At 62.7% G+C, this 25,803-nt stretch carries 23 protein-coding genes and 2 tRNA genes; 14 read left to right on the forward strand and 11 right to left on the reverse strand.

The genetic code is table 11. The features are described from left to right. Positions 1 to 76: 76 nt before the first annotated feature. The 3 genes from C163_RS19715 to C163_RS19725 form a co-directional block, all read right to left on the reverse strand. The gene (locus tag C163_RS19715) at positions 77 to 298 is read right to left on the reverse strand and encodes an FmdB family zinc ribbon protein (RefSeq protein WP_003254776.1); all 222 of its coding nucleotides are present in this window, start codon (positions 296 to 298) and stop codon (positions 77 to 79) included. Between the two features lie 92 nt (positions 299 to 390). After that, complete coding sequence (locus C163_RS19720) at positions 391 to 720, reverse strand: ribbon-helix-helix domain-containing protein (protein ID WP_024087590.1); 330 nt, start codon at positions 718 to 720, stop codon at positions 391 to 393. 239 nt (positions 721 to 959) lie between these two features. Beyond that, positions 960 to 1,433: a Dps family protein gene (locus C163_RS19725; protein WP_025340264.1), complete on the reverse strand. Its 474-nt coding sequence runs from the start codon at positions 1,431 to 1,433 to the stop codon at positions 960 to 962. A gap of 279 nt (positions 1,434 to 1,712) precedes the next feature. Between C163_RS19725 and C163_RS27595 the strand changes: the two genes are divergently transcribed. Then, positions 1,713 to 2,306, forward strand: a complete 594-nt coding sequence (locus C163_RS27595) for a cold shock domain-containing protein (protein WP_025340265.1) — start codon at positions 1,713 to 1,715, stop codon at positions 2,304 to 2,306. Between the two features lie 63 nt (positions 2,307 to 2,369). On the opposite strand, the gene C163_RS19735 is transcribed toward C163_RS27595, so the two are convergent. Next, the gene (locus C163_RS19735) at positions 2,370 to 2,576 is read right to left on the reverse strand and encodes a SlyX family protein (protein WP_025340266.1); all 207 of its coding nucleotides are present in this window, start codon (positions 2,574 to 2,576) and stop codon (positions 2,370 to 2,372) included. 1 nt (position 2,577) lies between these two features. Further along, positions 2,578 to 2,997 (reverse strand): HIT domain-containing protein, encoded by a 420-nt coding sequence (locus C163_RS19740; RefSeq protein ID WP_025340267.1) that lies wholly within the window; start codon positions 2,995 to 2,997, stop codon positions 2,578 to 2,580. A gap of 692 nt (positions 2,998 to 3,689) precedes the next feature. Here C163_RS19740 and C163_RS19745 point away from each other — a divergent pair. From C163_RS19745 to C163_RS19755, 3 genes are all read left to right on the forward strand, one after another. Beyond that, positions 3,690 to 4,955 carry an OprD family porin gene (locus C163_RS19745; RefSeq protein WP_025340268.1) on the forward strand — a complete coding sequence of 422 codons (1,266 nt, stop codon included), beginning with the start codon at positions 3,690 to 3,692 and terminating at the stop codon, positions 4,953 to 4,955. A gap of 160 nt (positions 4,956 to 5,115) precedes the next feature. Continuing rightward, positions 5,116 to 6,831 (forward strand): proline--tRNA ligase, encoded by a 1,716-nt coding sequence (locus C163_RS19750; RefSeq protein ID WP_025340269.1) that lies wholly within the window; start codon positions 5,116 to 5,118, stop codon positions 6,829 to 6,831. Positions 6,832 to 6,851: 20 nt separating this feature from the next. Then, complete coding sequence (locus C163_RS19755) at positions 6,852 to 7,805, forward strand: hypothetical protein (RefSeq protein WP_023661807.1); 954 nt, start codon at positions 6,852 to 6,854, stop codon at positions 7,803 to 7,805. 160 nt (positions 7,806 to 7,965) lie between these two features. Here the strand turns inward: C163_RS19755 and dinB are convergent, their stop codons facing one another. Next, positions 7,966 to 9,024, reverse strand: coding sequence for a DNA polymerase IV (gene dinB / locus C163_RS19760; RefSeq protein WP_177325782.1), 1,059 nt, complete (start codon positions 9,022 to 9,024; stop codon positions 7,966 to 7,968). Between the two features lie 220 nt (positions 9,025 to 9,244). On the opposite strand from dinB, the gene C163_RS19765 reads away from it, so the two are divergent. The 5 genes from C163_RS19765 (at position 9,245) to C163_RS27240 (ending at position 15,172) form a co-directional block, all read left to right on the forward strand. Further along, a tRNA-Met gene (locus C163_RS19765) sits at positions 9,245 to 9,321 on the forward strand. A gap of 134 nt (positions 9,322 to 9,455) precedes the next feature. After that, positions 9,456 to 9,532, forward strand: a tRNA-Met gene (locus C163_RS19770). A 260-nt stretch (positions 9,533 to 9,792) separates the two neighbouring features. Beyond that, positions 9,793 to 12,435, forward strand: coding sequence for a bifunctional lysylphosphatidylglycerol flippase/synthetase MprF (gene mprF / locus C163_RS19775; protein WP_025340271.1), 2,643 nt, complete (start codon positions 9,793 to 9,795; stop codon positions 12,433 to 12,435). Next, complete coding sequence (locus C163_RS19780; RefSeq protein ID WP_025340272.1) at positions 12,435 to 13,727, forward strand: virulence factor family protein; 1,293 nt, start codon at positions 12,435 to 12,437, stop codon at positions 13,725 to 13,727. The genes mprF and C163_RS19780 overlap by 1 nt, the downstream gene beginning before the upstream one ends. Before the next feature lie 93 nt (positions 13,728 to 13,820). Then, positions 13,821 to 15,172 (forward strand): IS3 family transposase gene (locus C163_RS27240; RefSeq protein ID WP_371257950.1). Its coding sequence is split into 2 segments (ribosomal slippage): positions 13,821 to 14,292 and positions 14,292 to 15,172, totalling 1,353 coding nucleotides; the frame shifts between segments, so codons are not numbered across the junction. Between the two features lie 182 nt (positions 15,173 to 15,354). On the opposite strand, the gene C163_RS19795 is transcribed toward C163_RS27240, so the two are convergent. Next, complete coding sequence (locus tag C163_RS19795) at positions 15,355 to 17,265, reverse strand: potassium transporter Kup (RefSeq protein ID WP_025340273.1); 1,911 nt, start codon at positions 17,263 to 17,265, stop codon at positions 15,355 to 15,357. 235 nt (positions 17,266 to 17,500) lie between these two features. Between C163_RS19795 and rimO the strand changes: the two genes are divergently transcribed. Further along, positions 17,501 to 18,832 carry a 30S ribosomal protein S12 methylthiotransferase RimO gene (gene rimO / locus C163_RS19800; RefSeq protein ID WP_013973825.1) on the forward strand — a complete coding sequence of 444 codons (1,332 nt, stop codon included), beginning with the start codon at positions 17,501 to 17,503 and terminating at the stop codon, positions 18,830 to 18,832. Positions 18,833 to 18,903: 71 nt separating this feature from the next. Here the strand turns inward: rimO and C163_RS19805 are convergent, their stop codons facing one another. From C163_RS19805 to C163_RS27565, 4 genes are all read right to left on the reverse strand, one after another. Continuing rightward, the gene (locus tag C163_RS19805) at positions 18,904 to 19,653 is read right to left on the reverse strand and encodes a hypothetical protein (protein ID WP_024087593.1); all 750 of its coding nucleotides are present in this window, start codon (positions 19,651 to 19,653) and stop codon (positions 18,904 to 18,906) included. 55 nt (positions 19,654 to 19,708) lie between these two features. Then, on the reverse strand, positions 19,709 to 21,373 hold the full coding sequence (locus C163_RS19810) for a DUF5666 domain-containing protein (RefSeq protein WP_025340274.1): 1,665 nt from the start codon (positions 21,371 to 21,373) through the stop codon (positions 19,709 to 19,711). Continuing rightward, the gene (locus C163_RS19815; protein ID WP_025340275.1) at positions 21,370 to 22,215 is read right to left on the reverse strand and encodes a DUF6502 family protein; all 846 of its coding nucleotides are present in this window, start codon (positions 22,213 to 22,215) and stop codon (positions 21,370 to 21,372) included. Before C163_RS19815 ends, C163_RS19810 begins: the two co-directional genes overlap by 4 nt. 196 nt (positions 22,216 to 22,411) lie before the next feature. Continuing rightward, entirely contained in the window at positions 22,412 to 23,140 is a 729-nt protein-coding gene (locus tag C163_RS27565; RefSeq protein ID WP_305809644.1) for a hypothetical protein, read from the reverse strand. A 200-nt stretch (positions 23,141 to 23,340) separates the two neighbouring features. On the opposite strand from C163_RS27565, the gene C163_RS19825 reads away from it, so the two are divergent. The 4 genes from C163_RS19825 (at position 23,341) to tsaA (ending at position 25,790) form a co-directional block, all read left to right on the forward strand. Then, positions 23,341 to 23,793 (forward strand): GNAT family N-acetyltransferase, encoded by a 453-nt coding sequence (locus C163_RS19825; protein ID WP_025340277.1) that lies wholly within the window; start codon positions 23,341 to 23,343, stop codon positions 23,791 to 23,793. A 77-nt stretch (positions 23,794 to 23,870) separates the two neighbouring features. Then, positions 23,871 to 24,581, forward strand: coding sequence for an rRNA pseudouridine synthase (locus C163_RS19830; RefSeq protein ID WP_013973831.1), 711 nt, complete (start codon positions 23,871 to 23,873; stop codon positions 24,579 to 24,581). 48 nt (positions 24,582 to 24,629) lie between these two features. Beyond that, positions 24,630 to 25,091: a DUF1456 family protein gene (locus C163_RS19835; protein WP_013973832.1), complete on the forward strand. Its 462-nt coding sequence runs from the start codon at positions 24,630 to 24,632 to the stop codon at positions 25,089 to 25,091. 6 nt (positions 25,092 to 25,097) lie between these two features. Next, the gene (gene tsaA, locus C163_RS19840; RefSeq protein ID WP_025340278.1) at positions 25,098 to 25,790 is read left to right on the forward strand and encodes a tRNA (N6-threonylcarbamoyladenosine(37)-N6)-methyltransferase TrmO; all 693 of its coding nucleotides are present in this window, start codon (positions 25,098 to 25,100) and stop codon (positions 25,788 to 25,790) included. Positions 25,791 to 25,803: the final 13 nt, after the last annotated feature.

Below are 25,803 nucleotides of genomic sequence, written 5' to 3' on the forward strand. Positions count from 1 at the left end.
GTGATTCGTGTATTCGGTGGAGGCCTTGGCCGCCCGCAGAGGGCTAATACTGCAAGACCCGGTCACAGCATTCAACTCAGTCGGCCTTGTCGCCGCCTGCCAGATTCTTTTTCGCCCCGGTCTTGAAGTCGGTTTCGTACCAACCGTTACCGCTCAGGCGGAAGCCTGGCACCGACAGCAGCTTTTTCAGCGCCGGCGCCTGGCAGGCCGGGCAATCGGTCAGCGGCGCGGCGCTGATCTTCTGCAGCACTTCCATGCGGTGCTCGCAGGATGCACATTGATAGTCATAAAGGGGCATGGGTGTCTCTCGTCAACCACAACGCTGGCTGCCGGGGCAGCAAAAAGCGGGATTATATATGGTTAGCAAGCACTGCGCAGCCCGCCAGGCGATCAGCGCACACTTGGCGGGTCCAGCAGCCAGGCGACGCAGATCACCCTGATCAGCCCGCTGAAGTTGCGCACCCCACCCTGGCGCAGGTGTACCTCGCGGTCGACGTAGGACAGCACCGCGCTGACCGAGCAGCGGTTGGCCGCGGCGATGCGCTCCAGGATGCCCCAGTAGACGGCCTCCAGCCGCAGGCAGGTGGAAAAGCCGTTGAGCCGCACCGAGCGTGACACCGGCTGGGTCTGCAACATGTCGAAATCCGCCTTGAACGGGTCGATGCACTGTTTACCCGGCCAACGCCCCTGGCCAGCCACACGTTTGCTTGCTTGCATCATGCGCCACACTTCCTCGTCACAGGTACCAGGTGGCCTATGAAGCGCTGATGGGCGAGCTTAAAGCAGCGGCAAAATCTTCCCACACAAAATTGCGCAGGACCTGTAGGAGCGGCCTTGTGTCGCGATGGGCTGCGAAGCAGCCCCAGGGTTTGAGTGCAATTGCACAAATTGCCGGGGCTGCTGCGCAGCCCATCGCGACACAAGACCGCTCCTACAAGGGCCGGTACAGCGTTGGGTATCTACTTGCCGTCGAGCAGCACCCGCAGCATCCAGGCGGTTTTCTCGTGCACCTGCATGCGCTGGGTCAGCAGGTCGGCGGTCGGCTCGTCACTGACCTTGTCCACCACCGGGAAGATGCTGCGCGCGGTACGCACCACGGCTTCCTGGCCCTGAACCAGCTGGCGGATCATCTCGTCGGCAGGCGGCACCCCTTCTTCCTCCTTGATCGAGGAGTGCCTCGCATAGAATGCATAAGCCCCCGGCGCCGGAAAGCCCAGGGCGCGAATGCGCTCGGCGATCGAGTCGACCGCCAGCGCCAGTTCGTTGTACTGCTCTTCGAACATCAGGTGCAGGGTGCGGAACGACGGACCGGTGACGTTCCAGTGGAAGTTATGGGTTTTCAGATACAGCACGTAGGTATCCGACAACAGGCGGGACAGCCCATCGACGATGGACTTGCGATCTTCTTCACTGATACCGATATCGATTGCCATGAAGTTCCCCTTTCCATAAGGCTTGAGACCCAAGCAGGTGACGACCACTGTAGCAACACTTGGTACACGCCGCATGTGACATGGCGCAACACATCGCCCGTCGCGGCCTGCGGTTTGAGTAGCCTGCGGCTTTACTGTTAAATAGGCATGGTGCCACCCGTGCGGATTGTCATTGCCGGGTGCATAGGCTGGCCTGCCACGTGTTCGCGCTCTACACCTCATGCGCACCGTGCTGCCAGCTCTTCCTGTGATCGGCCTTATCAACTGTGAGCCAACCCCATGTTCAAGATCGTCCATCTGGTGACGGGCGTGGCAGCCTTGCTGCTATCGCTCATACCCAGCCTGAAAACCGATGCGACACCCTTCCTGCAACAACCCGACGCGGTCTACCTTGCCCTGCTCGGCCTGCTCAACCTGGTGCTGGCCCCGGTCGTACCACTGTACTACCGCGGCGCGCGACAGCAGTTGCAGCACCTGGCCTGTGCCCTGCTGGTGGTGGCCGTGGTGCTGCAGACCCTGACACTGCTGGCCCGCCCGGAAATGGGCAACCTGGCCGCACTGGTCTGCGCGGCGCTGGCCGTGGCCGTGCACCTGGCCGTGGGCTTTGCCCGCATCCCGCGCAAGGCACGCGCCAGCCAGCACGCGGCGCAGGACGCCGGCAATCGTGATACCGGTACCGTGAAGTGGTTCAACACGTCCAAAGGCTTCGGCTTCATCTCCCGCGACTCGGGCGATGATATCTTCGTGCACTTTCGCGCCATTCGCGGCGAAGGCCACCGCATCCTGGTGGAAGGCCAGCGCGTGGAGTTTTCCGTGATGCACCGTGACAAGGGCCTGCAGGCCGAGGATGTGGTTGCGGTAACCCGCCGCTGATCCAGCTTGCAGAAACCACCCCCTGCAGGAGCGGGCATGCCCGCTTCTGCAGGGGTCCAGGTATCAATAATGAGGCGGTGGCGCCTCGTCCCCTTCGCTGCCGTACTGGCCAACCATCTCTTCGTAACGCTTGATCAGCTCGGCCATCTGCAACTGCAGCCGCTCGATCACCCGCCCCTGTTCGACCACCACGTCATTCAGCGCCTGGATGGTGTCATCCTGGAACGCCTGGCGTGTTTCCAGTTCGACCACTCGCGATTCAAGCGACATGTCAGGCCTCCTGGTAGCCGGCGAGCTGCAGCCCGCGCAGGCGCTGGCGAATGGCTTGCACCTGGTCGTCGGTGTAGGCCACCGCCGGGCACTTGCCCCACACCGGTGCCGGCCAGGCGGCGTCGTCGCGCTGGCGCACGATCACGTGCATGTGCAACTGGCTGACCACATTGCCCAGGGTGGCCACGTTCATCTTGTCGGCGCTGTAGCTGGCTTTCAGCGCTTCGGCCAGGCTGGTGGTTTCCTGCCACAACTGCTGCTGCTCCGCAGCATCGAGCTCGAACAGTTCGCTGATACCGGCGCGCTTGGGCACCAGGATGAACCATGGATAGTTGGCATCCTTGCTCAGCAGCAACTGGCACAGCGCAAACTCCCCCAGCACCAGCGAATCCTGCTGCAAACGCGAATCGAGGACGAACACGGCAAATCTCCTTCAGGCAGAACCAACCCGCGTCACGCGGAAAACAGGCCTGCAAGGATACCCTGCACGTTCCCGGTAACACAGCGCTACTTTTCGCACCAAAATGAGGCCACCCGTACACCTCGCACCACACTTGCCACCCCAAAGGTGACGCTGCATGAACAAGTTGCGGTAACACATTGACTTTCATGACAGCTTTTCAAATTTTAATGATTCTTGACTGTGACACCCCGTCAGGCGGCTCCCGCCCCGTGTTTACGGCACTTTCCGACCCCCGGTAGCAGGTTTTGTGAAAATTTCATGAAGCGTTGCGAATTTTGAGCACGCTTGTTGCATTCCTTTCACGCCAAGTCGGCACGACATCTGCATCGACAGGTGTACGCGACAAATAACAACAGCGGCATTGGTTACCAGGGAGTTTCCCCAACCGGAATCGGTAGTTACAGGTTCGTTACGGTGAAAGAAACAGCGCTGGTGTTGTACGGCCCTTAAACCGGGGCGTGATTTGCGACATGGAAATACTTAAAAGCGACATGGTGAAAAAGTTCCGAAAAGGATGTTTATACCCATATCGCCAACAACAGTCAGCGTGCTATACATTTTCGCCGACATAACAAGAAAGAGCTGCCCCATATAACTAAAACACTTGGACGCAGCGGTACTCTTCCTAAAAACCAAAGGAGCAAATCACGATGCGCGTGATGAAGTGGAGCATGATCGCCCTGGCCGTTGCGGCAGGGACCTCGCAGTTGGCATTGGCCTCTTCCCAGGACGAGTCCAAAGGTTTCATCGAAGACAGCAAGCTGAACGTCAAGACCCGCATGCTGTACTTCAGCCGTGACTTCCGTAACAACGAAGGCGGCCAGAGCCGTCGCGAAGAAACCGGCCTGGGCTTCCTCGGCACCTTCGAGTCCGGCTTCACCCAGGGCACCGTGGGTGTGGGTGTTGATGCCATCGGCATGCTCGGCCTGAAACTGGACAGCGGCAAGGGCCGCGCCGGCACCGGCCTGTTCCCGACCGGCTCCGACGGCCGTTCGCAGGATGACTACTCCAAGGCCGGCGGCGCGGTTAAATTCCGCATCTCCGACACCGTACTGAAAGTGGGTGACCAGTTCACCGCTCTGCCGGTCTTCGCCACTGACGACAGCCGCCTGCTGCCGGAAATCGCCCAGGGCACCCTGATCACCAGCAACGAGATCGAGGGCCTGACCCTGCACGCTGGTCATTTCACCAGCCTGACCGCCCAGGAGCAGACCAACCGCGACAGCTTCCGCCTGAAGGAAGCCAACGTGGTAGGTGGTACCTACGCGTTCACCGACAACCTCAGCACCAGCCTGTACTACTCGAAGGTTGAAGACTACTGGCGCAAATACTACGCCAACGTCAACTGGGCTCTGCCGATCTCGGACAAACAAGGCCTGGTGTTCGACTTCAACATCTATGACACCAAGAGCGAAGGCTCGGCCGAGTACCGCGCATTCGATGGCGACAAGCTGGACAACCGCGCATTCAGCCTGTCGGGCGCCTACAACATCGGCGCTCACACCTTCACCCTGGCCTACCAGAAAGTCACCGGCGACGGCGACTATGGCTATGGCATCGACGGTGGCGGCACCATCTTCCTGGCCAACTCCGTGGCCCGTTCCGACTTCAACGCCGAAGACGAGAAATCCTGGCAGGCTCGCTACGACCTGAACTTTGCTGAATACGGCATCCCGGGCCTGACCTTCATGACCCGTTATGTACGCGGTACCGATGCCAACGTCACCGGCACCAGCAACGGCAAGGAATGGGAACGCGACGTCGATATCAAGTACGTGCTGCAGAGCGGCCCGGCGAAAGACCTGAGCTTCCGCGTGCGTCAAGCCACCTACCGTTCTTCCGATGGCACCTACTACGACTCCCCATCGATCGACGAACTGCGCCTGATCGTGGAGTACCCGCTGAGCATCCTGTAAGCCTGGCTTGCAGTGCCCCGCACCTGAAAAAGCCCGGCGATCACGCCGGGTTTTTTCTTGGCTGACAAGCGTCACGCCCTGGGGCATCCTGTACGCCTTCGTTTCGCCCCCGTACAATGCGGGGTCATTTCAATGTCTTAGGCAATCGACACGGCTCACCATGCGCACCAGTCAATATTTGCTCGCCACCCAGAAAGAAACCCCTGCCGACGCAGTGGTCATCAGCCATCAGCTCATGCTGCGTGCCGGCATGATCCGCAAACTGGCCTCCGGCCTGTACACCTGGCTGCCGATGGGCTTGCGGGTGATGCGCAAGGTCGAGGCCGTGGTGCGTGAGGAAATGAACGCCGCCGGCGCCCTGGAAGTGCTGATGCCCAGCATCCAGCCCGCCGAACTGTGGCAGGAATCCGGCCGCTGGGAACAGTACGGCCCGGAGCTGCTGCGCCTGAAGGACCGCCACCAGCGCGACTTCTGCGTCGGCCCGACCCACGAAGAAGTGATCACCGACCTGGCCCGCAACGAGCTGTCCAGCTATAAACAGCTGCCGCTCAACATGTACCAGATCCAGACCAAGTTCCGTGACGAGATCCGCCCGCGCTTCGGCCTGATGCGCGGCCGCGAGTTCATCATGAAGGACGCCTACTCGTTCCATGCCGACCAGGCTTCCCTGCAGGAAACCTACGACCGCATGCACCAGGCGTACAGCAACGTGTTCACCCGCCTGGGCCTGGACTTCCGCCCAGTGCAGGCCGACACCGGCTCCATCGGTGGCAGCTACTCGCACGAATTCCACGTACTGGCCGAGTCCGGCGAAGACGACGTGATCTTCAGCGACAGCTCCGACTACGCCGCCAACATCGAGAAGGCCGAGGCCATCCCGCGTGAAACCGTGCGCCCGGCCCCTACCGAGGAGCTGCGCCTGGTCGACACGCCGAACGCCAAGACCATCGCCCAGCTGGTGGAAAACTTCGGCCTGCCGATCGAGAAGACCGTCAAGACCTTGATCGTGCGCGGTGCCGAGGAAGGCAAGCTGGTAGCACTGATCGTGCGTGGCGACCATGAGCTCAACGAAATCAAGGCGGCCAAGCTGGAACAGGTTGCCGACCCGCTGGTCATGGCCACCGACGCCGAACTGCGCGAGGCCATCGGTGCCGGCGCCGGCTCGCTCGGCCCGCTGAACCTGCCACTGGAGTGCGTGATCGACCGTTCGGTTGCCCTGATGAGCGACTTCGGCATTGGCGCCAACATCGACGACAAGCACTACTTCGGCGTGAACTGGGAGCGCGACCTGCCGGTTCCACAGGTCGCCGACCTGCGTAACGTGGTCGAAGGCGACCCGAGCCCGGACGGCCAGGGTACCCTGGTGATCAAGCGCGGCATCGAAGTGGGCCACATCTTCCAGCTCGGCACCAAGTACAGCGAGGCGCTGAAGTGCCAGGTACTGGGCGAGAACGGCAAGCCGGTAACCCTTTCCATGGGCTGCTACGGTATCGGTGTGTCCCGCGTGGTGGCAGCTGCCATCGAGCAGAGCTACGACGACAAGGGCATCATCTGGAACGACGCCCTGGCCCCGTTCCAGATCGCCCTGGTACCGCTGCGCTACGAAACCGAGGTAGTTCGCGAGGCGACCGACAAGCTGTACGCCGAGCTGACTGCTGCCGGCTACGAAGTGCTGCTGGACGACCGTGACAAGAAGACCAGCCCAGGCATCAAGTTTGCCGACATGGAGCTGATCGGCATCCCGCACCGCATCGTCGTCAGCGATCGCGGCCTGGCCGAAGGCAACCTGGAGTACAAGCACCGCACCGAGCAGGACGCCCAGTCGTTGCCGCTCAATGAAGTGCTGACCTTCCTGCAGGCCCGCGTTCGCCGCTGATAACCAATGCACGAGTGATCATGTTCAAGCGAAGTACCTTTCCCCTGGGGGGCGCCGCACTGTGCGGCGCCCTGCTCGTCAGCGGCTGCGCCAACCAGATGTCCCAGCGCAGCGACCATGAGGAGCGCGTCGAGCGCAAACTGCTCGAGCACACCCTGCAGATCGATGTCGGCGAGCCGAAGGTGATGGAGCTTCCGCAACGACGTGTGCGCGTGCATGAGCAGAAGCGCTTCGAAGTCACCGAGTTCGAAGTCACCCGCAGCTATGACCGCTACACGCCTTACCAACCCTGGCGGGAAATCTACGAGATCCCGTTGGGTGCGGTGGCCGTGGTGGCAGGCGTGGGTGCCAATGTGGTCAATGTCTTCGCCCTGGGCAACCTGCCGGAAAGCATCACCCACGACTGGCTCAGCTATGGCGTGGACGGGCTCAACCCGTTCATGAACGTGCCGTCCAACGGCCGTGCCCAGCAGAACCTGGCCGGGATCAGCGAAGTACAGAAAGGCAAGCGCGAGGAATCTACCAGCGTGCCCTGGAGCGAGCGCCTGGTCGAGGTCAAGGCCGGCAAGATGACCCACGAGCTGACCACCGACAGGAACGGCGTGCTGCGCCTGAACCTGCTCGACAGCCCGTTCTCCGAGCAGAACCTCAACCACATCGGCACCCTGCACCTGCAGGTGCTGGACGAGGACAACGCGGTACGTGGCGATGCCAGCCTGCTGGTCAGCGCCACCCTGCGCAACAAGCTGCTCGAAGCCCATGAACTGATCTTCGATGACCTCGAAGATGACGATGTCGGCCAATGGGTACACCGGGTCAAGCGCTTGTCCGAACTGGGCCTGGAAGAGGAAGCCAGTGAAATGGAACAGAGCCTGATCGAACTGACCCGCAACGATCCGGAGTTGCAGCAGGAGTTTCTGCAGTCGCTGACCAAGGCCACTGGCCGGTTGGTGGCCGACCCGGGCGCGCAATAACCGGCATCACGCATTACCTTGTAGGAGCGGCCTTGTGTCGCGATGGGCTGCGAAGCAGCCCCGGCAATTCACGCATCAAGGCTGAAATCATGGGGCTGCTTCGCAGCCCATCGCGACACAAGGCCGCTCCTACAGGGACCGCGTTAAATTGGCGGGCCATTTATTGAGGCGGGAACAGCTCCAGCTGCTCATGCGCCCCGCGCAAGTCGCGCAACCTCACGCCTACCCCCAGCAAGCGCACCGGTTTGCCACCACGGGCAAACGCCTGCCCCAGCAATTGTCGATAACTCTCCAGGTCCCTGCCCGCCCCCGCCTGTTCCATGGTGGTCTGGCTGAAGTCATGGAACTTGACCTTGACGAAGGGCTTTTCCGGTCGGTAACTGCTGTCCATTCGGGCGATACGCTCGTTCAGGCTTTCCAGCAGCTCGGGCAGCCGTGCCAGGCAACTGGCCAGGTCCGGCAAATCGGTGTCGTAGGTGTTTTCCACGCTGACCGACTGCCGGCGACTGTCATTGTGCACCGCACGTTCATCGATACCCCGCGCCAGCCCCCACAAACGCTCGCCAAAGCTGCCGAACTCGCGCACCAGCGCCAGGCGCGACCAGTCGCGCAATTCCAGGCAGGTTTCGATACCCAACCGCGCCAGCTTGTCTGCCGTTACCTTGCCTACCCCGTGCAGCCTGGCCACCGGCAGGGCGGCGACGAACGCCTCCACTTCGCCCGGAGTAATCACGAACAGGCCATTGGGCTTGCGCCAGTCACTGGCGATCTTGGCCAGGAACTTGTTCGGCGCCACACCGGCCGAGACAGTGATATGCAGGGTGCGGGCGACGCGCCGGCGGATATCCTCGGCAATGCGCGTGGCGCTGCCCGAATACCACTGGCTGTCGCTCACATCCAGATAGGCCTCGTCCAGCGACAGTGGCTCGATCAACTCGGTGTAGTCGCGGAAGATCGTGTGGATTTCCCGCGAGGCCTCACGGTAGGCCTCGAAGCGCGGCTTGACGATCAGCAGGTCCGGGCACAGCTTAAGGGCGTGCCGCGACGACATGGCCGAACGCACGCCGTAGGCACGCGCTTCATAGTTGCAGGTGGCGATCACCCCACGGTGGTTGGCCGAGCCCCCCACCGCCATGGGCCGCCCGGCCAGGCGCGGGTCGTCACGCATTTCGATCGCGGCATAAAAGCAATCGCAGTCGACGTGGATGATCTTGCGCAAGGACATGGATGACCGTCAGCACTGTAAATTCATACAGATAGTATCGCATGTGCCTTCGAGGCATGCAGCCTGTGCCCGGCATTGGTCGATAATCGGCCTGAAAGCCCCGTCGCGCCTGAGCTGCGCGCTATATTCAAACGCTAAGAGTTTGAACAGGAAAGGTTTTTTCAGAAAAAAGCTTGACACCCACGGGTAAATCCGTAGAATTCGATCTCACAGGCGCGGGATGGAGCAGCCTGGTAGCTCGTCGGGCTCATAACCCGAAGGTCGTCGGTTCAAATCCGGCTCCCGCAACCAGATTCGAGAAAAGGCCACTGTTCACACAGTGGCCTTTTTCTTTTGCGTCAAATAATGCGTTGAAAGAAATTTCAAAAAAATCAATGACTAGCGCTTGACACCCATTCTGAAAGCTGTAGAATGCGCCCCACTGACGCGGGATGGAGCAGCCTGGTAGCTCGTCGGGCTCATAACCCGAAGGTCGTCGGTTCAAATCCGGCTCCCGCAACCATATTCGTCAGAACAAACCCCGTCTGTGTAACAGCAGCGCGGGGTTTGTTGCATTCCCCCTCCTGCTTTTCGTCGCCCTCCAATTCCCCCGCCTCCAGCCAACCCGCAGGCTTGAGAGGTCGTGCCCAGGATGAACTATCTTTAACCCTGCCAGGCCGCTGAAAGCGCTTGAGGCCGGAGTAACATTGGATACGTTTTCCTAAGGGACTCTCACTTGGCCACACCTCTCCCTCACCTCGCGCTGCAAGCCCGGGGCAATCCATGACTTCGCACAACCCCGAACCCCCGGTGCCGCTTGCCTCGGCCCTACCCGGCGCGGTGCAACGCCTGCCCTTGCTCGAACGCTTGAGCCGCTACCGCCAGCCCATCGGCCTGGTAGTGACCCTGGTGTTGTTCACCATGGCCTTGATCGCCTGCCGCCACCTGTTGAGCGAATTGGACATCTATGCCTTGCACGATGCCATGCTCAGCGTGCCGACCCAGTCCTTGCTTGGCGCCTTGCTGGCTACCGTGCTCGGTTTCGTTGTCCTGCTGGGCTACGAGTGGTCGGCCAGCCGCTATGCCGGCGTGAAGCTGCCGGCGAGCAGCCTGGTGCTGGGCGGCTTCAGCGCCTTTGCCATCGGTAACGCCATCGGCCTATCGATGCTTTCGGGCGGTTCGGTGCGCTACCGCCTGTATGCACGCCAGGGGGTTGGCGCAGGTGAAGTTGCACGGATGACCGTTTTTGCCAGCCTGTCACTGGGCTGCGCGCTGCCGCCCCTGGCCGCCTTGGCGACCTTGAGCGACCTGCCGGCGGCGTCTGCCGCACTGGGTTTGGCGCCTGGCTTGCTGGCGGGTGTCGCAATAGCCGTGCTGCTGGTATGCAGCGTGCTGGTGTTCGGCTTGTACCGCCGGCGCCTGGCTGAGCAACCACTGGCCAACAGCCTGCTGGTACAACTGGGCCGCCGCACACTGCGCCTGCCTGGCGCACGCCTGGCAGCCCTGCAATTGCTGATCACCGCACTGGATGTCGCCGCTGCCGCCACCGTGCTGTATCTGCTACTGCCCGAAGCACCGCCGTTCGGTGCCTTTGTGCTGGTGTACCTGCTGGCCTTGGCCGCAGGTGTGCTCAGCCACGTACCGGGCGGTGTCGGGGTATTCGAAGCGATCCTGCTGGCAGCTTTTGCCGACCAACTCGGCGCCGCGCCGCTGGCCGCGGCCCTGCTGCTGTATCGGCTGATCTACGTGGTGCTGCCGCTGCTGCTGGCCTGCGTGCTGCTGCTGGCCAACGAGGCCCGGCGCCTGCTGTTCGCGCAACAGGCTATCAAGGCCGCTTCCGGGCTGGCCGCGCCGATCCTGTCGATCCTGGTGTTCCTGTCCGGGGTGGTGCTGCTGTTCTCCGGGGCCACGCCCGAGATCGACACCCGCCTGGAGCACATGGGTTTCCTGGTACCGCACCGCCTGATCGACGCCTCGCACTTCGGCGCCAGCCTGATCGGCGTGCTGTGCCTGCTGCTGGCCCAGGGCCTGCGCCGGCGCCTGTCCGCCGCCTGGCTGCTGACCACCGTGCTGTTGCTGGTCGGCGCCCTGCTGTCGCTGCTCAAGGGCTTCGATTGGGAAGAGGCCTGCCTGCTGACCCTCACTGCCGCCCTGCTCGCCTTGTTCCGCCGTTCCTTCTACCGCCCCAGCCGTTTGCTCGAGTTGCCGTTCTCGCCGGTGTTTCTGGTGGCCAGCGCCTGTGTGGTCGGCGCATCGGTGTGGTTGTTGCTGTTCGCCTACCAGGATGTGCCCTACAGCCATCAGCTGTGGTGGCAGTTCACCCTCGATGCCGATGCCCCGCGTGGCCTGCGCGCCGCCATGGGCAGCGCAGTGCTGCTGGCGGCCGTGGCCCTGACCTGGCTGCTGCGCACCGCACCACCGGTGATCCACCTGCCTGACGAAGAAGAGCTGCTGCGTGCCAACCGCATTCTGCTGGCCTCCGACCAGCCCGATGGCGGCCTGGCCCTGACCGGCGACAAGGCGCTGCTGTTCCACCCTCGCGACAACGCCTTCCTCATGTACGCCCGTCGCGGCCGCAGCCTGGTGGCGCTGTACGACCCGATCGGCCCGGCCCAGGAGCGCGCCGAGATGATCTGGCAATTCCGCGACCTGTGCGACCTGCACCATGCCCGCCCGGTGTTCTATCAGGTGCGCGCCGAGAACCTGCCGTTCTACATGGACATCGGCCTGACCGCGCTGAAGCTGGGCGAAGAAGCCCGGGTCGACTTGCGCCGCTTCGACCTCGAAGCCAAGGGCAAGGAGATGAAGGACCTGCGCTACACCTGGAACCGTGGCGGCCGTGACGGCCTGAGCCTGGAAATCCACGAACCCGGGCATGCCCCGCTGGCAGAGCTGAAGGAAATATCCGACGCCTGGCTTGGCGGCAAGAACGTGCGCGAGAAAGGCTTCTCGCTGGGGCGCTTCAGCCCTGAATACTTGCAGCATTTTCGCATTGCCCTGATCCGCTTCCAGGGCCGCCCGGTGGCTTTCGCCAACCTGCTGGAAACCCATGGCAACGAACTGGCCAGCCTCGACCTGATGCGTGCGCACCCCGAGGCCCCGAAGCTGACCATGGAATTCATGATGATCGGTCTGATCCTGCACTACAAAAGCCATGACTACGCCCGCTTCAGCCTGGGCATGGTGCCGCTCTCCGGCCTGCAGCCGCGGCGTGGGGCGCCCTTGACCCAGCGCCTGGGCTCGATGGTGTTCCGCCGTGGCGAGCAGCTGTACAACTTCCAGGGGCTTCGACGCTTCAAGGACAAGTTCCAACCGGACTGGGAACCCCGCTACATGGCCGTGCCGGCCGGGCTCGACCCGCTGGTGGCACTGGCCGACACCGCCGCCCTGATCGCAGGCGGCCTGACTGGATTGGTGAAACGTTGATGACCCGACGCTTTTGGCTGTACCTGCTGGTTCCCCTGCTGTTGGCCGCCCTGGGAGGCGCGCTGGCGTTCTGGCTATGGACCCGCCCTGCCCCCGAGGCACGCCTGGAACAACTGAGCATCAATGACACCCGCATCACCCGTGTGACCCCGGGCGTGCACCCCAAGGCCCGAGTGGCCATCGGTGTACCCCAGGACCAGGCGCTGACCGACAGGCAGCTGCTGGACCTGGCCCAGGCAGGCGAAGCGCAACTGGTGCAGGTGATTCTGCCGCCCAACGACTGCAGCAAGCAGCAACAGGCCTTGGACCAGGCCATGGGCCAGTTGCCGGAGAAACCGACCCTGGTCGCCGGTATCGGCCCTGGCGCCTCTCAGGCGTGGCGCTGGCTGGCCAGCCAGAACAACGACAAGGCGCGGGCGATTTCCGTGGACTTCAGCCTGGAACAGCCCGGCTGCCAGGCAGCGCTGCCGAAGTCGGCCGCCCACGGCCACTGGAACGTCGCCTGGAACGACAACCCGGATGACGCCAGCGCCGCCTTCGTGCGCGACCAGGCCAATGCCGAAACCAGCATCAGCGACTACGACATTCACCTGCCACAAGTGCTCAAGGCCCAGCTGACCCAGGCCCTGGTCGGCCACGACGGCAACGCCCTGGCCATCCCGGTGGTCGAGGTGCCAGCCGGGCAGACCACCGACACGGTCACCCTGTTCCTTTCCGGTGATGGCGGCTGGCGGGACCTGGACCGCGACGTGGCCGGGGAAATGGCCAAGCTTGGCTACCCGGTGGTGGGCATCGACACGCTGCGCTACTACTGGCAGCACAAGACCCCGGAACAAAGCGCCGCCGACTTGTCCGAGCTGATGCAGCACTACCGGCAGAAATGGGGCACCAAGCGCTTCGTGCTGACCGGTTATTCGTTCGGTGCCGACGTGCTGCCGGCGATCTACAACCGCCTGCCGGCCGAGGACCAGCAGCGTATCGACGCGGTGATGCTGCTGGCCTTTGCCCGCAGCGGCAGTTTCGAGATCGAAGTCGAGGGCTGGCTGGGCAAGGAAGGCCAGGAAGCGCCAACCGGGCCGGAAATGGCCAGGCTGCCGGCCTCCAAGGTGGTGTGCGTGTATGGTGTGGAAGAAACCGACGAGAGCGGTTGCACCGACAAGACTGCGGTGGGTGAACGCCTCAAGCTGCCGGGGGGGCACCACTTCGACGAAAACTACCCGGCACTGGCCAAGCGCTTGATCGGCGAGATCGAGACGCGCCAGGGCAAATCCAGCGTGGCAGAGCAGAACTGATAAGACCTTGCGGCCCATTCGCGGGTGAACCCGCTCCCACAGGTATGGACTGCCCCCAAGAAGTTGGACACCAATCCAACCCTTGGGGGATCTATGGGTAAATACACAGAGCAGTTCAAGCTCACGGCTATCACCGCTTACCTAGAGGGCAGCCGGGGCTTTCGCAAGGTGGCACAACACTTTGGCATCGATTTCAGCCTGCTTCGGCGCTGGGTTGCTGGCTACCAAGTCGATGCCAGCCTCAGCCCTCGCTCGCATGGTCGCCGCTACACCGAGGAATTCAAGCGGCGGGTGCTCAAGTACATGCTTGAGCATCGCCTGTCCCTGCGCCAAACAGCGGCGCACTTTGACCTTGGACAGTCCTCACAGATAGGCATTTGGCTGCGGCAGCACTACAGTGGCAGTCCTGTAGCCACTCTCGCCAAACAAAGAAAATCAGCCGTGCCGAAGAAAATTAAGCCCATCAAGCCGACAGACACCAATGACGCAGAGAAATCTCGTGAGCAGTTGTTGAGCGAGCTCGAGTATCTGCGCATGGAGAATGATGTCCTAAAGGAGTTAAAGGCTCTGCGAGAGGAGAAGGAGCGAACACGGACGAAAAAGCCCTGATCGTCTGCAAATTCAGACATAAATATCCGCTGCCTGACCTCTTGCAGATGGTGGGGTTGCCACGCAGTACCTTTTATTACCAGGTCAAGTGCCAGCAAAAGCCGGACAGGCACGCCTCGCTCAAGGAGTTGGTGCAGCGTGTCTATCACGAGGAGAAAGGGCTGTATGGCTACCGCCGCATTGCCCTTGCCATCAGGAATCAGGGGACCTTGGTCAACAAGAAGGTCATTGAACGGTTGATGGCTGAGCTTGGTTTGCAGTCCGTTGTACGCCCGAAGAAGTATCGATCCTATCGCGGCATTGTCGGCAAGGTGGCCATGAATTTGCTTGAGCGTAATTTCGTCGCGCAACGCCCCAACCAGAAGTGGGTGACCGATGTCACTGAGTTCAAAGTGGCCCAACAAAAGCTCTACCTGTCGCCCGTGATGGACTTGTACAACGGTGAGATCATCGCCTATGAAACAGCTTGCCGGCCTACCTATGGCTTGGTCGGGAACATGCTGGAAAAGGCGCTCGATGGGTTGGGTGAAAAGCCCAAGCTAGTGATCCACTCAGACCAGGGATGGCATTACCAGCAGCCCCAATACCGCCATAAGCTCGCAGCGCGCGGTGTGAAGCAGAGCATGTCTCGCAAGGGCAATTGTCTGGATAATGCAGCGATGGAAAGCTTCTTCGGCACACTGAAGTCAGAGTTCTTCTACCTGAAGCGCTTTGAAAGCGTCGAACAGCTGAAGGCGGGCCTGGAAGAGTACATCCATTACTACAACCATGACCGCATCAGGCTGAAACTCAATGGCCTGAGCCCTGTCAGCTACAGGACTCAGGCCACTGGCTAAAACTGTCCAACTTTTCGGGGGCAGTCCAGGTACAGCGCAAGCTTTGAAAGCTATGCGGTCCATGTGGGAGCGGGCGTGCCCGCGAAGCCGGCAACTCGGTGTAGGGCACCGGCTTCGCCGGTGTTCGCGGGCATGCCCGCTCCCACATGGGACGGGTACTGCCTTGAAATCTGTGTTGCCCCTCAGATCTCGACCTGGGTCCCCAGCTCGATTACCCGGTTCAGCGGCAGGTTGAAGAAGCGCAAGTTGCCGTTGGCATTCTTCAGCAGGAACGCGAACAGGTTGCCCCGCCAGCGCGACATTCCCTCCAGCCGTGAGGCGATCACGGTCTCGCGGCTGAGGAAGAAGGTGGTGCGCATCGGGCTGAAGTCCAGGTCTTCCAGGTGGCACAGCTTCAACGCCGCCGGCACGTCTGGTTCGTCCATGAAGCCGAAGTGCAGCAACACGCGGAAGAAACCGTCGCCATAGGCCTCCACCTCAAAGCGCTCCTGCTCCGGCACCCGTGGCCGATCCTCGCTGACCACCGTCAGCAGCACCACCTGGCTGTGCAGCACCTGGTTATGCAGCATGTTGTGCAACAGCGCATGGGGTACCGCATCGGAGCGCGCCGTGAGGAACACCGCCGTGCCTTCGACCCGGTGCGGCGGCTGAATGCGGATACTGCTGATGAACAGCTGCAGCGGCAGCGCGCCTTCGTCGATACGCTCCATCAGGATCTGCTTGCCGCGCTTCCAGGTGCTCATCAACAGGAACAGCACAGCGCCGGCCAGGACCGGGAAGGCCCCGCCCTGGATGATCTTCGGCACGTTGGCGGCAAAGAACAGCCCATCCACAAACAGGAAACCCAGCAGGATCGGCACCGCCAGCACCGGTGGCCACTTCCACAGCAGCAACATCACCGCCGAGACCAGGAGCGTGGTCATCAGCATGGTACCGGTCACCGCCACGCCGTAGGCTGCCGCCAGGGCGCCGGACGACCCGAAGCCGATCACCAGCAGCACCACGCCAACCATCAGCGCCCAGTTCACCGCACCGATGTAGATCTGCCCTTGCTCGTCGCTGGAGGTGTGCTGGATCTGCATGCGTGGAATGTAGCCCAGCTGGATGGCCTGGCGGGTCAGGGAGAAGGCCCCCGAGATCACCGCCTGCGAGGCGATCACCGTGGCCATGGTGGCCAACCCGACCAGCGGCAGCAGTGCCCAGCCCGGCGCCAGCAGGTAGAAGGGGTTACGTGCCGCCTCCGGGTCCTGCAGCAGTATCGCGCCCTGGCCAAAGTAGTTGAGCACCAGCGCCGGCAGCACCAGGACGAACCAGGCGCGGGCGATCGGCTTGCGGCCAAAGTGGCCCATGTCGGCGTACAGCGCCTCGGCACCGGTCAGCGCCAGCACCACCGCGCCGAGGATGGCCACGCCCATGCCGGGGTGAACCACGAAGAAGTTCACCGCCCAGACCGGGTTGAATGCCTTGAGCACTTCCGGGCTCTGCGAGATGCCATGCACCCCGAGCACGCCCAGCGCCACGAACCAGGTGACCATGATCGGGCCGAACAGCTTGCCGATCTTCTCGGTGCCGTGCTTCTGCACCAGGAACAGCGCCACCAGCACCACCAGCGAAATCGGCACAACCCAGTGGTCGATGCCTTCGAAGGCCAGCCCCATGCCCTCGACCGCCGACAGCACCGACACCGCCGGGGTGATCATGCTGTCGCCATAGAACAGCGAAGCGCCGATCAACCCGCACACCACCATCAGCGTACGCAACCTCGGGTAGGCCGCCGTGGCCCGCCGCGCCAGTGCAGTCAGTGCCATGGTGCCACCCTCGCCCTGGTTGTCGGCGCGCAGGATGAACATCACGTACTTGAACGACACCACCCACAGCAGCGACCACAGGATCAGCGACAGGATCCCCAGCACGCCGTCATGGTTGACCGGCACTCCGTACCCGCCGCTGAAGACTTCCTTGAGGGTATACAACGGGCTGGTACCGATATCGCCATAAACCACCCCGACCGCCGCCACGAGCAGGCTCAGCGACCGCGTCGCGCCCTGCTTCCCCTCGTGCCCGCCCTCGGCGTGACTGCTTGCCTGAACCATCGACCACTCCCGCAGACGGCCTTGCAAGGCCAGTAGAATTCCCCATGCGCCAGGTGATACTGATACCCCCGACACAATGGCGCGAAGCATAGCGCAGCGTTCGTCGCATTTCTGCTGGTCAAGCGACCCTGCGCTCGCTAGAATTGCGCACTTTTTGATCAGAGGCGCCAAAAGCGCCCGTCAAGATCGCCCCCGATTCCGGTCGGGCGACCTGCATTCAATACCGAGGTTAGTCATGTCCACCACGCCCGCCACCCCCAAGGTAGGTTTCGTAAGCCTGGGTTGCCCAAAAGCCCTGGTCGATTCCGAGCGCATCCTGACCCAGCTGCGCATGGAAGGCTATGAAGTCGTGCCCACCTACGAGGACGCCGACGTGGTGGTGGTCAACACCTGCGGCTTCATCGACAGCGCCAAGGCCGAGTCGCTGGAAGTGATCGGCGAAGCGATCAAGGAAAACGGCAAGGTCATCGTTACCGGCTGCATGGGTGTCGAGGAAGGCAGCATCCGTGACGTGCACCCGAGCGTGCTGTCGGTCACCGGCCCGCAGCAGTACGAGCAGGTGGTCAACGCCGTGCACGAAGTGGTGCCGCCACGCCAGGACCACAACCCGCTGATCGACCTGGTACCGCCCCAGGGCGTCAAGCTGACCCCGCGCCACTATGCGTACCTGAAGATTTCCGAAGGCTGCAACCACAGCTGCAGCTTCTGCATCATCCCGTCGATGCGCGGCAAGCTGGTCAGCCGCCCGGTCGGCGAAGTGCTGAGCGAGGCCGAGCGCCTGGTCAAGGCCGGGGTCAAGGAGATCCTGGTAATTTCCCAGGACACCAGCGCCTACGGCGTCGACGTCAAGTACAAGACCGACTTCTGGAATGGCCGCCCGGTCAAGACCCGCATGCTCGAGCTGTGCGAAGCCCTGAGCAGCCTGGGTGCCTGGGTACGCCTGCACTACGTGTACCCGTACCCGAACGTCGACGACGTGATCCCGCTGATGGCCGCCGGCAAGATCCTGCCGTACCTGGACATCCCGTTCCAGCACGCCAGCCCGAAAGTGCTCAAGGCCATGAAGCGCCCGGCCTTCGAAGACCGCACCCTGGCACGTATCAAGAACTGGCGCGAGCAGTGCCCGGAGCTGGTGATTCGCTCCACCTTCATCGTCGGCTTCCCGGGCGAGACCGAGGAAGACTTCCAGTACCTGCTGGACTGGCTGACCGAAGCCCAACTGGACCGCGTGGGCTGCTTCCAGTACTCGCCGGTGGAAGGCGCCCCGGCCAACGACCTGGGCCTGGAAGAAGTGCCGGACGACGTCAAGCAGGACCGCTGGGACCGCTTCATGGCCCACCAGCAGGCCATCAGCGCCGCCCGCCTGCAACTGCGCATCGGCAAGGAAATCGACGTGCTGATCGATGAAGTGGAAGAGCAAGGCTCGGTTGGCCGCAGCTTCTTCGATGCCCCGGAAATCGACGGCAGCGTGTTCATCGATGGCGACCACGGCTTCAAGCCGGGTGACAAGGTGCGTTGCCGCGTGGTGGATGCCGACGAATACGACATGTGGGCTGAACCCATCTAACACAGCTGCAAACTGAAAAGCCCCTGCCCCGCCATTCCCCACAAGGAACTGCCGGGCCAGGGGCTTTTTCGTCAGAACGCGTGAAAAAGCATCAGGCCGCCCTCTGCATCCGGGCTGGCATCCGAGAAGCCTTTGACTGCATAGAGTTGCACTTTCCACTGCTGGTTGAGCTTGTGTGTCAGGAACAGGGTAAGTTCCTTGATCTGCGCGCCCGTCGAGACGACCTTCTGCCGCCAGTCGTAGGAGGCGCCCGCGGAAGTGCCTGCAGCCACGGGCATGGCGAAGCCGAGACTGGCAAATATCGGGTCGTCGAAATCGCTGTCGGGCGGGTCGCCGAACTTCTTCCAGCCCAGGGTCGCGAAGCCGGTCACCGGGCCAAAGGCCTTGGCGATGTCGACCTGGCCGGTGTAGTCGTATTCACCGGTGCCCAGGCACTGGTCTTCATCGGCAGTGGGGAATTTGACCTTGCCGATCAGGTCCAGCATCAGGCCGCCGTCACTGCCATCGAGCAGGGCATAACCGGCGCTGGCAACCGTGTCCCCCAGCCCGCTTTCCACATCCCGGCAGCCACCGGGCAAGGGGTCACCATTCGGGCCCACTTCAGGGTTGGTGATGCGCAGCCAAGGCACGGTGACCTTATAGGTCATTGGGCCGGTTTCATACTTGCCGACCACGGGGACGTACCAGATTTCCGAGGTTGTACCCGTGCCATAGTCGCCACTTGAATAGTCCATGCCTATGGCGGCGCTGAAGGTATCGCCCAGCACCGACGCACTGGCGCATGACAGCAAGCAGGCGAAAAGAGGGAGCGTGGGTCTCATCTGCACCTCGGTATCCCGGACGGGAAGGGTGATAGCACTTACCCAGCCTAGTTGCCTAATGCCCGGATCGCTCTGGATGCTCCACTTTTTCGACTTTCTCTACTGTCTCGGGCCTTTCGACCTTTTCAACCCTCTCTACTTTCTCGACCTTCTCTACTTTTTCTACCTTCTCGACTTTCTCAGGCTTTTCGATCTTCTCGACCTTTTCGGGCTTCTCGGCTTTCTCGATCTTCTCGACTTTTTCTACTTTCTCTACCTTTTCAACCTTCTCTGCTTTTTCAATCTTTTCCACCTTTTCAAGCTCGACCTTCTCTACCCGGTCAGAGCTTCCACTATTGCTGCTCTCGGGTTGCTCCACGGTGTCGACATGTTCCGACTTTCCGGACTTGTCCACGCTTTCAGTACTGTCCCGACCACTGGAATCGTCAGCACCGCCGTGCCCGCTGTGGTCATCGCTGCTTTCAATGCGATCACTGGTCGCATCGCGTCCGCCATGCCCGCTATTGCTGGAAGCTTCAGCGTCACGGGTGCCGTGCTCGCTGGCACGCCCCGAATGCCCTCTGTCCGGGTTGTCAGCACGGTCGTCATCGAACTCCACGCGGGTTGCCCGCAGCTCGTGCCTACCATTGAACACCCCGCTCACCCGCACACGTTGATCGAGCGCCAATGCCGCGGGCTGCTTGCCGACGATTACGGTGCCCTGCCCCAGCGTCACCTTGATGCCTGCCACCACCAGTTGTTGAGCGTGGCTGCGCTGTACCAGCCCCTCGATCACCGCCGTCTGCACACGGCCAGCAAAAGGCAGGCTCGGGTCTGGGCGGGTTTGCGCCACTTCCAGCTGCCGTCCGGTCCACTGCCCACGTACCAGCACTTCCCGCGCAGGTGCCACACGGGTTCCCAGCTTCAGCCCCTGGAGGCTGCCGGCACGGTCAACCGCACCGATGGCACTGGCTTCCCTGAGCCCCGGCGCCCGCTCGATACGGCTGGCTACCACTTCGCCCCTGGCATCGCGCAGGCCACTGACCCTGACCGGCTCGCCCGGGCGCAGCCCTTCAGCCACCCGCGCCCCTGCTGCAAGCCGCACAGGTTGGCCCATGACCCGCAGGGGGGCCGAAGCATTGGGCAGTGCCGTCAGCGGCCCTTCGTAAACGTTGAGGATCGAGATGCGCCCTGCTTGCAGGCCGCGTTTGCCGGCAAATGCCTCCACCGCGACAACCTGGCCGATTGCCAGGTGAGCGCTACTGGCAGGCGCACCGTTTTCACTCACCGGCACGTCCTTGCCAAAGTGCACTTCCAGGCCATTGACGCAAATCGAGGCAAACCCGGTGATGGTGCCGACGATGCCCGTGCCACCGGTACCGCCGGGGCGCAGGATCGGTGCGCCGGTACCGCCTACCCCGCCGTGATCGATGAAGGTGCCGTCCACACCGTCGGCCACCGCACCGGTCCCGCCTGTACCGCCGGGACGCTGCGGCAGCGGCGCACCGGTGCCACCCACTCCGCCGTTTTCGCTGCGTACACCGGTACCACCGACCCCGCCCGTCCTGGCCCCGGTACCACCAATACCGCCCGGAAACTGCAAGCCCGCCGCCCCCGCCATACCCACTTCGTCACGGCTGACACATACCGGTGCTGCGGCCACCTCGGCAGGCGCCACCAGGTTCAGCCCGAAACCCAGGACCAGTGTGACGACACTGAGGCAGCGCGCGAGGGAAGTCATGGGTCGGGTGTCTTCGACAAATCGGGGTCGGTAGTTTCAGTGTAGAAATAAAGCCCTACCGTGATGCGCTGACGTTGCTCGGCGCTGGGCACATCGGCATCTTCCAGGTCTGATGCGAGCCGACTGAAGGCAAGCAGCATCTGCATGCCGTCCTTGTCCACCGCCGCACGCAGATGGTCGACGCTGGCCGGGCTCAAGGCGTCGTAGTGCACACTGCGTTCAAAGAACGGCTGGCCGTCCCCACTCAGGTTGTGCACTGCTGCGCAGGCATGGTCATGCAGGTTGTGGCCAAAGTACGCGGCCTTTTCGTCGAAGCCCTTCTGCGGCACAAATGCCTGGGCCTCCAGGTGAACACAGTCCTGGTCGTCGAGCCGGACGATACCCAGGCGCAACCACTCATCCAGCACCACCCGCCCGCGGATGTCGGTGCTGATCTTCGCCACCAGCGCATCGAAGGAACAATCGCCGCCAACGCTCGCCAGGCGCGGCAACGGCAGCGCCTGGCCAGGCGCCGAGCAGAACGGCTTGCCAGTGGTCCACATATTGACCAACTGTGCACCTAACGTGATGTTTCCCGGCAGCGCGGCGAGCGATACGCCCCCCTCGCTGCGCAAACGCCGGACATCCTTGCGATGCACGCCCGTGAGCAAGCTGATGCGGCTGTCGGTCGGCGCTGTACCGTCCAGGCGAAACTCGCGATGGGCCACGTCGACGAACACTTCCTTGAGCAGGTCGGCGAACATCGTGTAGGTGACCCCTTTGCGCAGCATCAGGCGCACCAGAGGACGCATGACACGCCGCAGTGCGCTTAACATCGAAGGGGGGATGGTAGGCGATTGCATTGAGCGCATTCCTTGACAGATGAACCCAGTATACGACGCGGGAAAAGATCCCACACCAACTGTGACCATATCCCTGACGAGATGAGGGATAGTCGTCGGCGCTCATTGCATTCGCGTTGAGTGGGCTGCCGTGTATCCGAACCCGGCCTCATGCAGGCCCGCCCCGTGGGCACTGCATGAGACCGTTCAGAGCCAGTCAGCTCCTGCTGTTGTCATCACCCGGTTCGCCTGCGGCATGCTCACCGCGGTCATCACCCGGTTCGCCACCCAGATGGTCGCCACGATCATCACCAGGTTCACCACCAACGTGATTGCCGTGGTCATCGCCAGGCTCACCGCCAACATGATTGCCATGATCGTCCCCGGGCTCACCGCCAACGTGATTGCCATGATCGTCACCGGGCTCACCGCCAACGTGATTGCCGTGATCGTCCCCAGGCTCACCGCCAACGTGGTTGCCATGATCATCACCCGCTTCAGCGTGGTTGCCGCTGCGCCCAGAGTTCGAGGAGCCGTCATGGCCGCGCCCACTGTTGCCGGCATGGCCATCTCCATCCCCGCCAGCGCCGTGGCCGCCGCCTTCACCGCCATGGCCGCCACCGCCGCCACCGTGACCACCGCCGCCACCGCCATGGCCACCACCGCCACCACCGTGACCACCGCCGCCACCACCATGGCCACCGCCGCCACCACCGTGGCCGCCACCGCCGCCACCGTGACCACCTCCACCACCACCGTGGCCACCTCCACCACCACCGTGGCCACCGCCGCCACCACCTCCGTGACCACCACCGCCACCACCATCCTTGGCGTAGGCGCTGGAGCCATTGGATATCGAGTCCGGGATCAGAACGATGGAAGTCGACAGCACGCCAGCAACGGCAACCGCCAATAGCGCCTTTTTGAACAGCACATGTATTTGCATATTTCGTCTCCAGGTCGTCGCCATGAGAAACGCCAAATCAAGCCGGGAATCCTGTGTTCGGTTCTTGCCTTTCATTGCGTGGGAATTTTTCCCACGGGAAAGTAATAGACCGCCAAACCCCGAGGTTCAAGCAGCGCACGGAGAAGCCGACCGGTGGTTGGCCTGCTATGTTTGCCTTATCGTCATGGAGGAACACCGGCATGCATTCGGTACTGACGCTGCAAACCCCGCGCTTGAGTGACTACGGCGAACTGGTACAGGTGTGGGAGGACTCGGTACGCGCCACCCACGACTTCCTGCCGGATTGCTACATCGTCTTGCTGCGCGACCAGGTGCTGCGTCGCTACCTCGATGCAGTGATGCTGATCTGCTGCAAGGACCGCCAGCGCATCTGCGGCTTCGCCGGGGTCGCCAACGGGCGCGTGGACATGCTGTTCGTCGCACCGAAGTACCGTGGCAAAGGGGTTGGCAAGCGCCTGCTGCACTATGCGATCGACGAACTGAATGCCGAGCGCCTGGACGTCAACGAACAGAACCCGCAAGCCTTGGGCTTCTACCTGCACGAGGGCTTCGAGGTGATCGGCCGTTCGGAAACCGACGGCCTGGGGCAACCCTACCCGCTGCTGCACATGCGCCTGCGCAAAACGGCGTAAATGACACAGATTCCCAGCCCCTCTGCCGCGCGGGCAGGTACAATGCAGGTCTTTCCCTGCCTTTGCGAATTGCCGTCATGTCCGAACCCGTCCGCCTGTCCAAACGCCTTATCGAGCAGCTTGGCTGCTCCCGCCGCGAGGCCGAGCTGTATATCGAGGGCGGCTGGGTCACGGTCGATGGCGTGGTGGTCGAGCAACCGCAGTTCAAGGTCGAGCAGCAGCGCGTCGAACTGCTGCCGGGTGCCCGTGCCGAAACGCTGGAACCGGTAACCCTGCTGCTGAACCAGCCGGCCAGCGTGGACAGCGAGACCGCCCGCGCCAGCATGAACATGAGCAACCTCAGCGAAGCCCACCGCGAAGGCGTGCGCGCACTGCACGGGCATTTTGCCCGGCAGGCCTGCGTGGCGCCGCTGGAGCGCGGCGCCAGCGGCCTGCAGGTATTCACCCAGGACTGGCGGGTAACCCGCAAGATCGACGCCGACCTGCGCCGCCTGGAACAGGAATTCATCGTTGAAGTGCGCGGCGAGACCACGCCCCAGGCGCTGGAACGCCTGGCGCGCGGTGCCACCCGCAATGACCGCGAGCTGCCTAAAGCCAAGGCCAGCTGGCAGAACGAAACCCACCTGCGCATGGCCCTGAAAAACCCGCAGCCAGGGCAGATCGCCGAGCTGTGCGCCTACCTGCGCCTGGAGCTGGTAGGCATGCGCCGCATTCGCCTGGGTGGCGTATCGATGGGCAAGCTGCCCCTGGGCCAGTGGCGCTACCTGGCCACTACCGAACGTTTCTAAGCAATACGCCGCGCCACAGGTGCGGCACCTGAACAGGATTCTGCAACAATGAACCACAACGACGTCCTGCGCAGCCTGCGCTACATGCTCAAGGTGAATGACGCCAAGATGGCCGAAATCATCGGGCTATCCGGCCTCGACGTGCATCCCCTGGTGCTGGCCACCTACCTGAAGAAGGAAGACGAGGAAGGCTTCGTGCGGTGCCCGGAACGGGTCATGGCGCACTTTCTCGACGGCCTGGTGATCCACCGCCGCGGCAAGGATGACAGCCGCCCGCCGCAGCCGATCGAGCTGCCGGTAACCAACAACCTCATCCTCAAGAAGCTGCGGGTGGCCTTCGAGCTCAAGGAAGATGACCTGCATGCGATCCTCAAGTCGGTCAACTTCCCGGTCAGCAAACCCGAGCTCAGCGCGCTGTTCCGCAAGGCCGGCCATGACAACTACCGCCCTTGCGGCGACCAGCTGCTGCGCAACTTCCTCAAGGGCCTGACCCTGCGCGTGCGCGGCTGATTGGCCATGCAGCATACGGTTACCCCGGTCGGCATCATCCGCTCCTGTTTCAAGGAGAAGTTCGCCATCCCGCGCCAGCCGCAACTGGCGCCCGCCGCACGCGGCGTGCTCGAGCTGCTGCCGCCGTTCGATCAGGGCGATGCGGTCGAGGGGCTGGACCAGGTCAGCCATGTCTGGCTGCTGTTCCTGTTCCACCAGGCACTGGAAGACAAACCCCGCCTGAAAGTGCGGCCACCGCGCCTGGGCGGCAACAAGAGTATGGGTGTGTTCGCCACCCGCGCCACTCACCGGCCCAATGGCATCGGCCAGTCGGTGGTACGCCTGGAAGGCGTGGAGCCAGGGCGCCTGCTGTTGTCTGGCATCGACCTGCTCGACGGTACGCCGGTGCTGGACATCAAGCCGTATGTGCCGTACGCCGATAGCATCGCTGGCGCCAGCAACCAGATGGCCAGCCAAGCGCCCGCCGCGATCGCCGTGCAGTGGGGCGACAATGCCCTGCCCCAGGCCCGCGAACATGCACTGCGCCTGGGTGAGCCGCTGGTGGAGCTGATCCAGCAGTGCCTCGCGCAGGACCCACGGCCGGCCTACCAGGTGCCGCCGGCCGAGCGGGTGTATGGGGTGAAGTTCTGGGATGTGCAGGTAAGGTGGCATTACCCGCAGCCGGACGTGATCCGGGTGCTGGAGGTGGTGCTGGCCTGACCTCTGGACTGTG

It is taken from the genome of Pseudomonas sp. FGI182, from assembly GCF_000511325.1.
GTDB classification, from domain to species: domain Bacteria; phylum Pseudomonadota; class Gammaproteobacteria; order Pseudomonadales; family Pseudomonadaceae; genus Aquipseudomonas; species Aquipseudomonas putida_Z.